At 71.5% G+C, this 13954-nt stretch carries 14 protein-coding genes; 8 read left to right on the top strand and 6 right to left on the bottom strand.

Annotated features, from left to right (window positions below; genetic code table 11):
• Positions 1-54 precede the first annotated feature (54 nt).
• The gene (locus AC07TY_RS04560; protein ID WP_494784451.1) at positions 55-483 is read left to right on the top strand and encodes an SRPBCC family protein; all 429 of its coding nucleotides are present in this window, start codon (positions 55-57) and stop codon (positions 481-483) included.
• A 9-nt stretch (positions 484-492) separates the two neighbouring features.
• On the opposite strand, the gene AC07TY_RS04555 is transcribed toward AC07TY_RS04560, so the two are convergent.
• The gene (locus AC07TY_RS04555) at positions 493-1536 is read right to left on the bottom strand and encodes an ATP-dependent DNA ligase (protein ID WP_494784450.1); all 1044 of its coding nucleotides are present in this window, start codon (positions 1534-1536) and stop codon (positions 493-495) included.
• Between the two features lie 66 nt (positions 1537-1602).
• Here AC07TY_RS04555 and ligD point away from each other — a divergent pair, with 66 nt between their 5' ends.
• The gene (gene ligD / locus AC07TY_RS04550) at positions 1603-2601 is read left to right on the top strand and encodes a non-homologous end-joining DNA ligase (protein WP_494784449.1); all 999 of its coding nucleotides are present in this window, start codon (positions 1603-1605) and stop codon (positions 2599-2601) included.
• Positions 2602-2607: 6 nt separating this feature from the next.
• Here the strand turns inward: ligD and AC07TY_RS04545 are convergent, their stop codons facing one another.
• From AC07TY_RS04545 to AC07TY_RS04525, 5 genes are all read right to left on the bottom strand, one after another.
• Positions 2608-3135 carry a hypothetical protein gene (locus AC07TY_RS04545; protein ID WP_494784448.1) on the bottom strand — a complete coding sequence of 176 codons (528 nt, stop codon included), beginning with the start codon at positions 3133-3135 and terminating at the stop codon, positions 2608-2610.
• Positions 3132-4019, bottom strand: a complete 888-nt coding sequence (locus tag AC07TY_RS04540; protein ID WP_494784447.1) for a patatin-like phospholipase family protein — start codon at positions 4017-4019, stop codon at positions 3132-3134. The genes AC07TY_RS04545 and AC07TY_RS04540 overlap by 4 nt, the downstream gene beginning before the upstream one ends.
• 105 nt (positions 4020-4124) lie before the next feature.
• Complete coding sequence (locus tag AC07TY_RS04535; protein ID WP_494784446.1) at positions 4125-5735, bottom strand: long-chain-fatty-acid--CoA ligase; 1611 nt, start codon at positions 5733-5735, stop codon at positions 4125-4127.
• A 37-nt stretch (positions 5736-5772) separates the two neighbouring features.
• Positions 5773-6201, bottom strand: a complete 429-nt coding sequence (locus AC07TY_RS04530; protein WP_488626077.1) for an acyl-CoA thioesterase — start codon at positions 6199-6201, stop codon at positions 5773-5775.
• On the bottom strand, positions 6198-6851 hold the full coding sequence (locus tag AC07TY_RS04525; protein ID WP_488626078.1) for a QsdR family transcriptional regulator: 654 nt from the start codon (positions 6849-6851) through the stop codon (positions 6198-6200). The genes AC07TY_RS04530 and AC07TY_RS04525 overlap by 4 nt, the downstream gene beginning before the upstream one ends.
• A 101-nt stretch (positions 6852-6952) precedes the next feature.
• Between AC07TY_RS04525 and AC07TY_RS04520 the strand changes: the two genes are divergently transcribed.
• From AC07TY_RS04520 to AC07TY_RS04495, 6 genes are all read left to right on the top strand, one after another.
• Positions 6953-8149 carry an acyl-CoA dehydrogenase family protein gene (locus AC07TY_RS04520; protein WP_488626079.1) on the top strand — a complete coding sequence of 399 codons (1197 nt, stop codon included), beginning with the start codon at positions 6953-6955 and terminating at the stop codon, positions 8147-8149.
• Positions 8146-9354, top strand: a complete 1209-nt coding sequence (locus AC07TY_RS04515; RefSeq protein WP_494784445.1) for an acetyl-CoA C-acetyltransferase — start codon at positions 8146-8148, stop codon at positions 9352-9354. The genes AC07TY_RS04520 and AC07TY_RS04515 overlap by 4 nt, the downstream gene beginning before the upstream one ends.
• A gap of 25 nt (positions 9355-9379) precedes the next feature.
• Entirely contained in the window at positions 9380-10489 is a 1110-nt protein-coding gene (locus AC07TY_RS04510) for an alcohol dehydrogenase catalytic domain-containing protein (RefSeq protein ID WP_488626081.1), read from the top strand.
• Positions 10490-10616: 127 nt separating this feature from the next.
• A complete protein-coding gene (fabG, locus tag AC07TY_RS04505; protein WP_123504366.1) occupies positions 10617-11390 on the top strand; it encodes a 3-oxoacyl-ACP reductase FabG in 774 nt (257 codons plus the stop codon).
• Positions 11387-11848, top strand: coding sequence for a MaoC family dehydratase (locus AC07TY_RS04500; RefSeq protein WP_494784444.1), 462 nt, complete (start codon positions 11387-11389; stop codon positions 11846-11848). Before fabG ends, AC07TY_RS04500 begins: the two co-directional genes overlap by 4 nt.
• Before the next feature lie 210 nt (positions 11849-12058).
• A complete protein-coding gene (locus AC07TY_RS04495; RefSeq protein ID WP_494784557.1) occupies positions 12059-13927 on the top strand; it encodes a glycoside hydrolase family 2 protein in 1869 nt (622 codons plus the stop codon).
• Positions 13928-13954 lie beyond the last annotated feature (27 nt).

The raw sequence follows: 13954 nt of genomic DNA, 5'->3' as shown, positions 1-13954 counted from the left end.
TGGCGGCTCTCCGCCGGGAAGAGCATCATTGCGCGTGACACGTCTGGAGGGTCCATGACCGACCATGTTGCACGCGCCATGAAGGTGGTCGACGCCGACCCGGAGCAGTGCTGGAAGGCACTCACCGATCCGGCCCTCGTGAAGCAGTACTTCTTCGGCACCGTCGTCGACAGCGACTGGGAGATCGGCAGCCCCATCACCTACTCCGGCGAGTGGGAGGGCAGGCCCTACCGCGACCACGGCACCGTCCTCGACCGGGCGGAGCCGCTGCGGCTCGTCACCAGCTTCTTCAGCCCGATGTCGGGCAAGCCCGACGTGCCCGAGAACTACCAGCGGGTCAGCTACCGGATCCAGCCGGTCGACGGCGGCTGCCGCGTGACCGTGGAGCAGACCGGGAACGACTCGGAGGAGGCCGCCGCGCACTCGGCGTCGAACTGGCAGACGATCCTCGACGGGCTGGCGAAGGTCGCGCCGACGGCCTGATCGCGTCGCTCAGACGACGATCGCCCCGAAGTCGTACGCGGCAGGGACCTCAAGCTGCTCGAACGTGCAGCTCGAAGCATCGCGGTCGGGACGCCAGCGCTCGAACTGCACCGTGTGCCTGAACCGGTGGGCCTCCATCTGGTCGTAGCGCACCTCGAGCACGCGCGTCGGCTCGAGCGGCACGAACGAGACGTCCTTCGAGCTGGAGAACCGGTTGCGCTCGCCTTGAGCGGCGACCGGCGAGCCGTCGTCGTCGCGGAGCACGAGGGGCGCGAGCTCGTCGACGAGGGCCAGGCGCGTGGCGTTCGAGAAGGCGGAGACGCCGCCCACGTTCCTGAGCTCGCCGTTCTCGTCGTGGAGCGCGACGAGCAGCGAGCCCACCCCGGAGCCCGAGGCGTGCACGCGGTAGCCGACGGCGACCACGTCGGCGGTGCGGTGGTGCTTGATCTTGAGCAGGCGGCGCTTGCCCGGCTCGTAGACGGCGTCGAGAGGCTTGGCGACGACGCCGTCGAGGCCGGCTCCCTCGAACTGGTCGAGCCAGCTGCGGGCGAGCTCGGGGTCGTCCGTGGTGCGTCCGAGGTGCAGCGGCGCCCGGAACGGCGCCGACAGGTCGACGAGCGCGGCGCGGCGCTCCGAGAACGCGACGCCGGTGAGGTCGAGGTCGCCGCAGGCGAGGAGGTCGAAGGCGATGAACGAGGCCGGCGTCTCGGCGCTGAGCTTCGCGATGCGCGACGCGGCCGGGTGGATGCGGGCTGAGAGCGCCTCCCAGTCGAGGGTCTCGTGGCCCTCGTCGCCCTGGCGCAGCACGATCTCGCCGTCGAGCACGCACGCTCCGGTGACCTGCTCGCGGACGGCGTCGACCAGTTCGGGAAAGTACCGGGTCAGGAACTTCGACCCCCGGCTGCCGATCTCGACGCCGCCGTCGTCGTCGACGTACACGAGCCCGCGGAAGCCGTCCCACTTCGGCTCGTACGCCAGGCCCGGCCCGTCGGGCACGGCCGCCACGGCCTTCGCCAGCATCGGGCTGACGGGGTTCTGCGCGCTCGGGATCATGCCCCGAGTGTGGCCCGTCGCAGCCGCCGCCGCACGCTCTGCCGGCGGGAGCAGTACGGTGACGGCATGGCGTCAGACGCGGTGATGGTGCAGGTCGGCGAGCGGGAGGTGCGCGTCTCGAGTCCGGGGCGCGTGCTGTGGCCGGAGCTCGGCATCACGAAGCTCGACCTGGCGAACTACCTGGTGACCGTCGGCGAGCCGTTCGTGCGAGCCAACGGCGGCCGGCCGATCTCGCTGCAGCGGTTTCCGGGCGGCGTCGACGGCGAGCAGTTCTTCTCGAAGAACCCGCCCCGCGGCACGCCCGACTACGTGCGCGCCACGGACGTCACCTACCCGAGCGGACGCGTGCACCCGCAGCTCGTGATCGACGAGCCGGCCGCGGCCGTGTGGGCCGCGCAGATGAACACGGTCGTGTTCCACCCGTGGGCCTCGCGCGCCGACGCACCCGACTTCCCCGACGAGATGCGCATCGACCTCGACCCGCAGCCGGGCACCGACTTCGCCGACGCCATCGCCGCAGCCGTCGCCCTGCGCGCCGTGCTCGACGAGGTCGGTCTGACCGCGTACGTCAAGACGTCGGGCAACCGCGGCATCCACGTCTTCGCGCCGATCGAGCCGGAGCACGAGTTCCTCGACGTCCGCCACGCCGTCATCGCCGCCGCGCACGAGCTCGAGCGGCGCCTGCCCGACGCCGTGACCGCCCACTGGTGGAAGGAGGAGCGCGGCAAGCGCATCTTCGTCGACTACAACCAGGCGAACCGCGACCGGACGATGGCCGGCGCCTACAGCCCGCGGGCGCTGGCCTCGGCGACCGTGTCGACGCCGGTGACGTGGGAGGAGCTCGGTGCCGTGGATCCTGCGTCGTTCACGGTCCTGTCGGTGCCCTCGCGGCTCGAGACCGTCGGCGACCCGTGGCAGGCGATGCACGAGACTCCGGGTGGCTCGATCGCCCCGCTGCTCGAGTGGTGGGAGCGCGACGGGGCGCAGGAACTGCCCTTCCCGCCCGACTTCCCCAAGATGCCGGGGGAGCCGCCCCGCGTGCAGCCCTCCCGCGCGAAGAAGTAGCGCCGCTCAGTCGTCGGCGGGCCAGACGCCGTCGAGCAGCAGCGCGACCTGCTCGTCGAGGTAGGCGGCGAGCGCACGGGTGTCGCCGGCGGAGTTCCACCGCAGGCGCACGGTCCCGTCGGCGCCGAGCAGCAGGGTGCCGCGGCCGTCGGCCAGGGCGGCTGCGCCGGTGTCGACGGGCTCGTAGTCGAAGTTGACGACCTCGCCGTCGGCGAAGTGGCCGCGCATCGCCGCGATCCGCTCGGCGCGGCGCTGCTCGACGCCGAGCGACAGCCCCTGCGGGCGGCCGGTGTCGGTGGCGCGGGTGATCCGGCCGACCGAGAACAGCGACGCGTCGGCGCCGAGCAGAAGAATCCCGAGGCGCCAGGCTCGGCCGATCGGGGCGATCGCCGGGCTCGACTTGAACGGGCCGAAGCCGCGCGGCTCCTTGACGGCGCCGAGCGCCTCGTCGCGGGCGCCGGCGGCGGTCAGTCGGTCGACCGTGGCGCGGAGGAGGACGGCGAGTTCCTGCGCCGCCTCGCCCTCGCGGCTCACGACCAGAAGGTGGCGACCTCGCCGGCGATGCCCGCGGCCTGCGTGCGGCCGGCGAGCGCTGACGGGATGCGCGACGAGTCGTCGAGAGAGTTGCCGCCGAAGGCCTTGAGGCTGGCCTCGTCGGCGGTGATGACCATCACGTCGGCGCCGGCCGCGCGCAGCCCGGCGACGGCCTCGTCGAGCTGGGGCCCGAGCGGGTTGGCCGGGTCTTCGGTGCCGCACGAGAGCACGAGCACCCGGTCGAAGCCGTCTGCGACGTCGGCGTTGGTCGCCGAGCGGGCACCGCCGTCGACGTACGGGTGGCCGCCGATCTCGACAGGCGGGAAGACGAGCGGCACGGAGCAGCTGGCGGCCACGGCTCGGGAGAGCGGCACGCCGCTCGACGAGTCGAGCACCTCGAACTCGCCGGTGTCGGCACGGACCACGCACACCCTGAGCGGCGCGGGCGGCCAGCCGAACGCGTCGGGGAACTGACTGCCGAGCTGAGCGAGCAGCGGCGACTCGGCGCCCCGGGCGAAGGCGATCGCGGCCTGGCCGAGCTTGGCGCGGGCCTCCTGCTGGCTGGTCGCACCCGCCACGACGTCCATCACCTGCTGCCCGAAGTCGCTCATGTCGGCTCCGGGCGCGTCGACGCCCTCCGGGGGAGTCGTGACGGCCGAGCCGGCGGCGGCCTGGGCGGCGAAGACGGCCGGCGCCATGCCGAATCGCAGGATGCTCCCCGCCACCGAGCCGGCGCTGGTGCCGACGACGAGGTCGGCGTGGTCGACGTCGACGTCGACCGCGAGCAGCTCGGTCAGGACGCCGAGGTGCCACGCGATGCCGGCGATGCCACCCCCTCCGAGGACGAGGGCGCGGCGGGGGCTGGACGAGGGTGTATCGGTCATGCTCCGAGCCTATTCGCGCTTCGGCCGCCCCCGCCATATCGGCACGCTCCCGCCTTCGCGACGGCGGGCCTGTGCCGAATCGGCGGGGTGCCGCGACGGCACCGCTCACGAAAACAGCGTGACGAGCTCCCGCTTCAGCACCTTCCCGCTGGCCCCGAGCGGCAGCGACTCGACCACGTGCACCACGCGCGGGAACTTGTACGCCGCCAGGTGCTCCTTGACGAAGGCGATGACGTCGTCGCAGTCGATCGCCTCGCCGGGCCGCGCGACGACTGCCGCGTGCACCTCCTGGCCGTGCACGTCGTCGGGCTCGCCGAAGACCGCCGCGTTCATCACGCCGGGGTGGCGCATCAGGCAGTCCTCGACCTCGCTCGGGTACACGTTGTAGCCGTTGCGCACGATCATGTCCTTCTTGCGGTCGACGATCGTCACCACGTCGTCCTCGTCTTTCGACCCCAGGTCGCCGGTGTGGAACCAGCCGTCGACCATCGCCTGGTCGGTCGCCTCGGGGTTGCCCAGATAGCCCTTCATCAGGTTGTGCCCGCGGATGACGATCTCGCCCATCTCGCCCCGGGGCAGGAACTCGACGTGGTCGTCCACATCGGGCTTCACGATCTCGACGTCGACGCCCCAGATGGGCTTGCCGATCGTTCCTGCGCGCGGGTCGTCCAGGTCGTTCACCGTCGCCACGGGGCTCGTCTCGGTGAGGCCGTAGCCCTCCTGCACGGGCGCGCCGAACGTCTCCTGGAACCGCTCGAGCACGGCCACCGGCAGCGCCGAGCCGCCCGACACCGCGTAGCGGAGCGGCGGGCGCGGCTCGTCGGGCGCGGCTGCCGCGGCGGCGAGCAGGCCGATGTACATGGTCGGCACGGCCGTGAAGATCGTCGTCCTCGTCGCCGCCATCAGGGTGAGCGCGGCGGCCGGGTCGAACTTCGGCAGCAGCACGATCGCGGCGCCGCGCCGGAACACGGTGTTGAGCACCGACGTCTGGCCGAAGGCGTGGAAGAACGGGAGGCCGCCGAACACGACGTCCTCCTTGGCCATGTCGGTGCAGTCGATCAGCTCGGCGCTGACCTGCTCGATCATCGCCAGGTGCGAGCCGACGGCGCCCTTGGGGTGGCCGGTCGTGCCCGACGTGTAGAGGATCGTCGCCGCCGCGAGGGGATTGACCGACTCGTAGCGCTCGATGGGCGTGGCCGCGGCGGCCTCGACCTCGAGCCGCGCTACCGGAACGGGCGTCGGCGCGTCGGCCGGGAGGAGCACCGACACCACGGGGACGCCGGCGGCTGCCGCAGCGGGAAGCGCCTCGCCGAGCTGGGGCGCCGCGACGATCGCGAGCAGGGCGCCCGAGTCGCGCAGCACGTACTCGATCTCCTCCGATTTGAACAGCAGGTGCACCGGCACGACGATCGCGCCCAGCGCGAGCACGGCGTAGTAGGCGCGGCAGAAGTCGGGCACGTTCGGCACGATCAGGGCGACGCGGTCGCCCGGGCCGATGCCGCGCGCGCGGAGGGCCCCGGCGTAGGCACGCGTCTGGTCCCAGAGCTCGCCGTAGGTCGTGGTGCCGCCCGAGAAGAGCAGGGCCGGCCGGTCGTGGTGGCGACGGGCGCTCTCGGCGAGGATCGCGGCGATCGACAGGGTGCCGAGGCCGGGGCCGTCGAGCAGCTCCGCGGTGCCATCAGAGGCGGTGGTCGCGGGGGCGGTGGTGAACGTCATTGTTCGTCCTTCGTTCGGTGATGCGGGTGTGATGAGGTCAGGCGGCGGGGACGGCGAACTCGCTCTCGATGGCGAGCCGGATCCCCGTCGGGATCGGCACGGGTCGCGTCGTCTCCCGGTCGACGAACACGGTGGTGAAGGTGCCGACGGCGAGCTGCGTGTCGTCGCGGTCGCGCAGGATCCTGGGTGCCCAGGTCACGCTCGTCGTGCCGAGCCTCGCGATCGAGAGCTCGACCGCGATCTCGTCCGGAAACCCCGCGGACGCCTGGAACTCGCACGACGACGCGACGCAGAACCCGAGCGCGGGCCCGTGCAGCGGATCGAGCCCCGCCACCGTGATCATCCAGGTGTTGATCGCGGTGTCCATCGCCTGGTAGTACACGGTGTTGTTCAGGTGGCCGTAGACGTCGTTGTCGTTCCAGCGGGTCGCCACGGCGAGGCGGTAGGGGCGGGTTCCATCGATCATGAGTCCCTCAGAACGTATTCGAACGCCGCGCGGGCCCGCTCGGCGCTGGGCTTCTCGCCCGTGATCAGGTCGGCGTACGTGAACGACTCCGAGATCCGCACGAGCAGGTACGCGAGGTCGTGGATCGGGAGTGAGAACCGGATCGCGCCGCGGGCGACCTCGGCCTCGAGCAGAGCCTCGACGAAGGCCAGGTAGCGGCGCTGCACCTGGCTCTCCTTCGTCGTCAGGACCCGCAGCGCCCGAGCGGGCTCGCGCGTCAGGAACCCCTGAAAGGACGACGCCTCGATCAGGGCGGCGACGAAGTCGCCCAGCACGCGGGTCAGGCGTGCCGCCCCGACGGCGTCGGTCGACCTCTCGATGCGGGTCAGCGTCGGCTCGGCGAGCGACCACAGCACCTCGCTCAGAAGGGCGTCGCGGTTGCCCAGCCAGCGGAACAGCGACGTGCGGTCGACGCCGAGGCCGGCGGCCAGAACGTTCATGTCGACCCGCTCGCCGGCGAGGAACGTCCGGCGCGCAAGGACGAACGCGCGCACCGTGTCGGAGTGGGTGCCGGCGGCCAGGCGGGCCGAGAGCTCGGACGGCACGCGGATCGCGACGCTGCCCGCCCACGACGCCGGCACGGCGGCGGGGGCTGCGGTCTGCGTCGACATGAGAGCACTCTAGGCATTCACAGGGAGTCCGTGCAACATTTTCGAAAACGATGCATGATGGAGGCAACCGGTAGTCACACACCACGCAACGGAGCTGACCAGTGACCCTCACAACACCTGAAACCGCCTACCTGTCGAGCGACTTCTACTTCGCCCAGGACGCCCTCACCGCTCGCGAGAACGAGAACATCCACGAGCTGCGCCACTATCTCGAGACCGAGGTGGCCCCGATCGCCGACGACTTCTGGGAGCGGGCCGAGTTTCCGCACCAGGTCATCAAGCCCCTGGCCGATCTCGGCGCCTACGGCCCGATCTGGGAGGAGTCGCGCCAGTTCGAGAACAGCGCGAAGTTCCGCGGCTGGGCGGCGCTCGAGTCCGGCCGGATCGACGCGAGCGTGTCGACCTTCATCGGCGTCACCTCGGGTCTCGCCATGGGCTCGATCGGCGTCGCGGGCAGCCCTCAGCAGCGCGCCGAGTGGCTGCCGAAGATGGCGACCGGCGAGACCATCGGCGCCTTCGGCCTCACCGAGCCGCTGTCCGGCTCCGACTCGGCCGGCGGCCTCCGCACCACGGCGACCCGCCACGGCGACAGCTGGACCCTGAACGGCCAGAAGCGCTGGATCGGCAACGCCACCTTCGCCGACGTCGTCGTGATCTGGGCCCGCGACACCGCCGACGGCCAGGTCAAGGGCTTCCTCGTCACGACCGACACCGCCGGCTTCACCGCGACCAAGATCGAGCGCAAGCAGAGCCTCCGCATCGTGCAGAACGCCGACATCGAGATGGTCGACGTCATCGTGCCCGAGGAGCGGCGGCTGCAGCGCGGCGACTCCTTCCGCGACACCGCCAAGGTGCTCCTCCTCACCCGCGCCGACGTCGCCTGGCAGGCCATCGGCAACGCGATCGGCGCCTACGAGGCGGCCGTCGCCTACGTGAAGCAGCGCGAGCAGTTCGGCAAGAAGCTGTCGTCGTTCCAGCTCGTTCAAGACCTGCTCTCGCGCTGCCTGAGCAACATCTCGGCCTCCATCGCCCTCTGCATGCAGACCTCCGACCTCCTCGACCACGACCGCCAGACCGACGCGCACGCGTCGATGGCCAAGTCGTTCGCGACGTCGCGGATGCGCGAGACGGTCGCCTGGTGCCGCGAGGTCATGGGCGGCAACGGCATCGTCCTCGACTACGGGGTGGCCCGCCGCTTCGCCGACGCCGAGGCCATCTACTCGTTCGAGGGCACCCGCGAGATGAACTCCCTCATCGTCGGCCGCGCCATCACCGGCACGAGCGCGTTCGTCTCATGACCGAGGCAGTCATCGTCGCGGTCTCCCGCACGCCCATCGGCCGCGCCATGAAGGGCTCGCTCCGCCGCGAGCGCGCCGACGATCTCGCGGCGTTCATCGTGCGCGACGTGCTCTCGAAGGTGCCGGAACTCGACCCGGCCGCCATCGACGACCTCGTGATGGGGTGCGGCATGCCCGGCGGCGAGCAGGGCATGAACATCGCCCGCATCGTCGCCGTGGCGCTCGGCTACGACCACCTGCCCGGCACGACCGTCAACCGGTACTGCTCGTCGAGCCTCCAGTCCACGCGCATGGCGTTCCACGCGATCAAGGCCGGCGAGGGCGACGTGTTCATCTCGGCCGGCGTCGAGAGCGTGTCGGGCGCGGCCCGCGGCTCGAGCGACTACATCCCCGGGGTCGACCTCCGCAACCCGCGCTTCCCCGAGTTCCACGCCCCCGCCGACGGCGGCGACTGGGTCGATCCGCGCCTCCGCGGCGCCCTGCCCGACCCGTACATCTCAATGGGCGAGACCGCCGAGAACGTCGCCGGGATGCTCGGGATCAGCCGTCGCGAGCAGGACGAGTTCGCCGCCCTGAGCCAGAACCGGGCCGAGCAGGCCATCGTCGACGAATTCTGGGCGCGCGAGATCACCCCCTACCCGCTCGCCGACGGCACGGTCATGACCGTGGACGACGGGCCGCGCCCGGGCGTCACGCCCGAGACGCTGGCCGGCCTCAAGCCGGTCTTCCGCGAGGACGGCACGGTCACGGCCGGAAACGCCTGCCCGCTCAACGACGGGGCCGCGGCGCTCGTGGTCATGAGCGACACCCGCGCCGCCGAGCTCGGCATCACGCCGCTGGCCCGGATCATCTCGACCGGGGTCACCGGTCTCAGCCCCGAGATCATGGGGCTCGGCCCGGTGGAGGCATCGCGCCAGGCGCTGGCTCGCGCCGGCATGTCGATCGGCGACATGGACCTCGTCGAGATCAACGAGGCGTTCGCCGCCCAGGTGATCCCGTCGGCGCGCGAACTCGGCGTCGACGTCGAGCGGCTGAACGTGCACGGCGGATCGATCGCCGTCGGCCACCCCTTCGGCATGACCGGCGCCCGCATCACCGGGACTCTGCTCAACGGCCTCCGCACCCGCGACGCCACCTTCGGCCTCGAGACCATGTGCGTCGGCGGCGGCCAGGGCATGGCGATGGTGATCGAGCGGATCTCGTGAGCGGTCGTCCGGCCTGGAGCTCGCGGTGAGGATCGACGGCGTCGTGCTCGAGCGGACCGATGCGGCCCGGCCCTTCGCCGGGTCGCGCCCGCTCACGCTCTCGACGCTCGAGCTCGACCCGCCCGGGGCCGGCGAGATGCTGGTGCGGATCGAGGCGGCGGGCGTCTGCCACAGCGACCTCTCGGTGGTCGACGGCGCCCGGGTGCGACCGGTGCCGATGCTGCTCGGCCACGAGGCCGCCGGCATCGTCGAGGTCGTCGGCGCCGGTGTCACCGACGTGGCGCCCGGTGATCGCGTCGTCATGACGTTCCTGCCGCGGTGCGGCAGGTGTCAGGCCTGTCAGACAGACGGACGCCTGCCGTGCATCGTCGGCAGCCGCGCCAACGGCGACGGCGTGCTGGTCGGCGGTGGTTCGCGGCTGACCCGCGACGGCGTGTCCGTGCACCATCACCTCGGCGTGTCCGCCTTCGCCACCCATGCGGTCGTGAGCGAGACCTCGGTGGTCCGCGTCGATCCGGACGTCCCGCCCGAGGTCGCAGCCCTTCTCGGCTGCGCGGTCCTCACCGGCGGTGGCGCGGTCCTGAACGCCGGGCGCCCCGACCCCGGGGCGGACGTCGTCGTCGTGGGCCTCGGCGGCGTCGGGATGGCGGCCGTCCTCGTGGCGAAGGCGACCGGGCACCGGGTCATCGGCATCGACGCCGTCCCTGCGAAGCTGGAACTCGCGACGGCCCTCGGCGCCGCGCAGGTCGCGTCGCCGGACGACGCCGTCGCCCTGGGGCTCCGGGCTCCCGTCGTCATCGAGGCGGCGGGCCACCCCGCCGCGTTCGAGACGGCGTTCGCTCTCACCGCGCCCGGCGGAACCACTGTCACCGTCGGGCTGCCCAGGCCCGGTGCGCGCTCGACGATCGCCCCGCTCACGCTCACGGCCGAGGCGCGCACCGTCGTCGGCAGCTACCTGGGCTCGTCGGTCCCGTCGCGCGACATCCCCGTCTACGTCGACCTGTGGCGCAAGGGCCTCCTCCCCGTCGAGAAGCTCGTGTCGTCGACCATCCCGCTCTCGGGCCTGAACGAGGCGATGGACTCGCTGGCCGACGGCGAGGCGCTCCGTCAGCTGATCGTCTTCCCGTCGCCCTGACGGGCGCCGCAGAGCCTCCGGACTCCGGCACGTCCGGACTCCGGCACTTCAGTACCTCCGCACTTCAGTACCTCCGCACTTCAGTACTTCCGCACTTCAGTACTTCCGCACTTCAGAGAGGAACACCATGACCGACCAGCGCACCGACCCCGAGCAGCGCATCGCCATCGTCACCGGGGGAGGCCGCGGCATCGGCGCCGCGGTCGGCCGCCGCCTCGCCCGCGACGGCATGGCCGTCGCTCTCGTCGACCTGAGGCAGGAGGACGCCGACGCCGCCGCGGCGGAGATCACGGCGGCCGGGGGCCGTGCCGTCGGCGTGGCAGCGGACGTCTCGGATGAGGAGTCGGTGGCGGGCGCGGTGGGCCGCGTGGAGGCCGAGCTCGGGGCGCCGACCGTGCTCGTCAACAACGCCGGGATCCTGCGTGACAACCTGCTCTTCAAGATGAGCGTCGACGACTGGGACGCCGTGCTCGGCGTGCACCTCCGCGGGGCCTTCCTGATGAGCCGGGCGGTGCAGAAGCACCAGGTCGACCAGGGCTGGGGCCGCATCGTGAACCTGTCGTCGTCGTCGGCGCTCGGCAACCGCGGGCAGGCGAACTACTCGGCGGCCAAGGCCGGGATGCAGGGGTTCACCAAGACGCTCGCGATCGAGCTCGGCCCGTTCGGCGTCACGGTGAACGCCATCGCACCGGGGTTCATCGAGACGGCGATGATCGCGCAGACCGCGGAGCGCATGAAGGTGCCGCTCGAGACCTTCCTGACCGAGGCCGCGAAGCAGATCGCCGTGCGCCGCGTCGGCCAGCCCGACGACGTCGCCGCGGCCGCCGCCTACTTCTGCTCCGAGGAGGCCGGCTACGTGTCGGGACAGGTGCTGTACGTGGCGGGAGGGCCGCTCTCGTGAGCGCCGCGGTCTTCGCCGCACCCGCCGATCTGGCGGGGTCGGAGGGTGCCGAGCTCGGTCCGTCGGAGTGGATCGCGATCGACCAGGCGCGGATCCAGGCGTTCGCCGACGCGACCGGCGACCAGCAGTGGATCCACGTAGATCAGGCGCGCGCGGCCGACGGCCCGTTCGGCGCGACGATCGCCCATGGGTACCTCACGCTGTCGCTGCTGCCCGCGTTCGCCGACGGGCTGCTGCGGGTCGACGGCGTCTCGGCCGCCATCAACTACGGCGCCGACCGGCTGCGGTTCGTGCAGCCCGTCGTCGTCGGGTCGCGCGTGCGGGCCGTCGGCGAGATCACCGGCGTGACGCCCGGCTCCGGGGGAGTGCGGCTCGCCTACCGGGTCACGGTCGAGATCGAGGGCTCCGACAGGCCGGCCCTCGTCGTCGACACGATCACGCTGTTCGTCCCGGCCTGACGCCGCGCCCCGCCCCCGCCCGCCCCGCCCCCGCCCGCCAGTCTCCAGAAATTCAAGGAGATTTTCGCCGACCCACTCTAGTGATCCGCATGCCGCCGAAGGTCGAGGCACATTTCTCCTTGAATTTCTGGGCAGGGAAGGTGCGACGGGCTATTACAACGTTGTAGCGTGGACGCGGATCACCTGTTCCACGACCTCGAGGACGACGTCATGACCGCGACCATCCCGCGCCCGGAGTACCCCCGCCCCCAGTTCACGCGCGAGCGGTGGCTGAACCTCAACGGCCAGTGGCAGTTCGAGTTCGATCCGGGCGACTCCGGGTTCGAGCGCGGGCTCGCTGACGCGTCGCAGTTCCTGCGTTCCGAGATCACTGTGCCGTTCGCGCCCGAGGCGCCCCTGTCGGGGATCGGCGACGACGACTTCCACCACGCCGTCTGGTACCGCCGCGAGGTGGATATCCCGGCGGAGTGGGCCGGGGACCGCGTGCTCCTGCACTTCGGCGCGGTCGACCACGACGCGACGGTCTGGGTCGACGGCGCCGAGGTCGAGCGGCACCGCGGCGGCTTCACGAGCTTCACGGCCGACATCACCAGCCGTGCCGGCGCGAAGGCCGGCGACACGGTCGTCATCACCGTGCGGGCCCGCGACTCCAAAGACGCCCCGCAGGCCCGAGGCAAGCAGTCGGCCGAGTACTGGAACCACGACGCCGACTACACCCGCACCACCGGCATCTGGCAGACGGTGTGGCTCGAGCCGGTGCCGCAGGTCGCCATCGGTCGACCGCGCATCACTCCCGACCTCGGCTCCGAGTCGTTCACCGTCGAGGTGCCGCTGTCGACGGGGCTCGCCGGCGGCCGCGTGCGCGTCGTCCTGTCCGACGACGACGGCGAGGTCACGGTGCACGACGCCCGAGCCGATCTCACCCTGTCGCCCCGCGTCACCGTGCCGATCCCCGCCGACCGTGTTCGCGTGTGGTCGATCGGCGACCCGTTCCTCTACGGCGTGCGCATCGAGCTGCTCGGCGCCGACGGCGACGTGGTGGACTCGATCGGCAGCTACGCCGGACTCCGCAGCGTCTCGATCGTCGGCCAGGCGGTCCTGATCAACGGCGAGACCGTCTTCCAGCGCCTCGTGCTCGACCAGGGCCTCTACGCCGACGGCCTCCTTACGGCGTCGAGCGACCAGGCGCTGATCGACGACATCCGCCTCTCGATGGAGGCCGGCTTCAACGGGGCGCGCCTGCACCAGAAGGTGTTCGAGGAGCGCTTCCTCTACCACGCCGACCGCATGGGCTACCTCGTGTGGGGCGAGTTCGGCGACTGGGGCTGCAAGACGACCGGCCCGAGCGACGACCGCCAGCAGCCCGGCGCGACCTACACGACGCAGTGGCTCGAGGCGCTCGAGCGCGACTACTCGCACCCGGCGATCATCGGCTGGTGCCCGCTCAACGAGACGCGCCAGCACATCTCCGACCGCATCACCGTGCTCGACGACGTCATGCACGGCATGTTCCTCGCCATCAAGGCCATGGACACCACGCGTCCCGTGCTCGACACCTCCGGCTACTCGCACCGCGTGTTCGAGACCGACATCTACGACAGCCACAACTACGACCAGGTGCCGGCCACCTTCCGCGAGACGATGGGCCTGCTCGACGTGGGCTCGAAGACGGCCTTCCTCAACACCGAGGACGACCGCGACCTCCAGCAGTACGACGTTCAGCCGTGGAGCGTCCCCTACAACGGCCAGCCCTACTTCTGCAGCGAGTTCGGCGGCATCTGGTGGAACGCCGAGACCGCCGCGGCGACCGACGCCGCCCCGCAGTCGGGCACGACGTCGTGGGGGTACGGCGAGCGAGTCCGCACCGCCGAGGAGTTCTACGAGCGCTTCGAGGGGCTGGTCACGACGCTGCTCGGCAACGCCGACATGTTCGGCTACTGCTACACGCAGCTCACCGACGTGTTCCAGGAGCAGAACGGCCTCTACGCGTTCGATCGCTCCGGCAAGTTCGACATCGCCCGCATCGCCGAGATCCAGCGGCGCCCGGCCGCCATCGAGGAGGCCGCCCGGGTGCTCTAGGGGGCGCAGGAACTGCACGCTCCCCGT

The organism is Frondihabitans sp. GW821-FHT04F02, assembly GCF_059420045.1.
Note: the sequence above shows the minus strand (reverse complement) of the source record. Positions and strands in the feature narration are given on the sequence as shown.

What these genes read in the sequence shown, in the direction of transcription:
- AC07TY_RS04495 (WP_494784557.1), top strand. Translation starts at nt 12,059, where the DNA reads ATGACCGCGACCATCCCGCGCCCGGAGTACCCCCGCCCCCAGTTCACG.
- AC07TY_RS04535 (WP_494784446.1), bottom strand. Translation starts at nt 5,735, where the DNA reads ATGACGTTCACCACCGCCCCCGCGACCACCGCCTCTGATGGCACCGCG.
- AC07TY_RS04560 (WP_494784451.1), top strand. Translation starts at nt 55, where the DNA reads ATGACCGACCATGTTGCACGCGCCATGAAGGTGGTCGACGCCGACCCG.
- AC07TY_RS04540 (WP_494784447.1), bottom strand. Translation starts at nt 4,019, where the DNA reads ATGACCGATACACCCTCGTCCAGCCCCCGCCGCGCCCTCGTCCTCGGA.
- fabG (WP_123504366.1), top strand. Translation starts at nt 10,617, where the DNA reads ATGACCGACCAGCGCACCGACCCCGAGCAGCGCATCGCCATCGTCACC.
- AC07TY_RS04525 (WP_488626078.1), bottom strand. Translation starts at nt 6,851, where the DNA reads ATGTCGACGCAGACCGCAGCCCCCGCCGCCGTGCCGGCGTCGTGGGCG.
- ligD (WP_494784449.1), top strand. Translation starts at nt 1,603, where the DNA reads ATGGCGTCAGACGCGGTGATGGTGCAGGTCGGCGAGCGGGAGGTGCGC.
- AC07TY_RS04515 (WP_494784445.1), top strand. Translation starts at nt 8,146, where the DNA reads ATGACCGAGGCAGTCATCGTCGCGGTCTCCCGCACGCCCATCGGCCGC.
- AC07TY_RS04530 (WP_488626077.1), bottom strand. Translation starts at nt 6,201, where the DNA reads ATGATCGATGGAACCCGCCCCTACCGCCTCGCCGTGGCGACCCGCTGG.
- AC07TY_RS04555 (WP_494784450.1), bottom strand. Translation starts at nt 1,536, where the DNA reads ATGATCCCGAGCGCGCAGAACCCCGTCAGCCCGATGCTGGCGAAGGCC.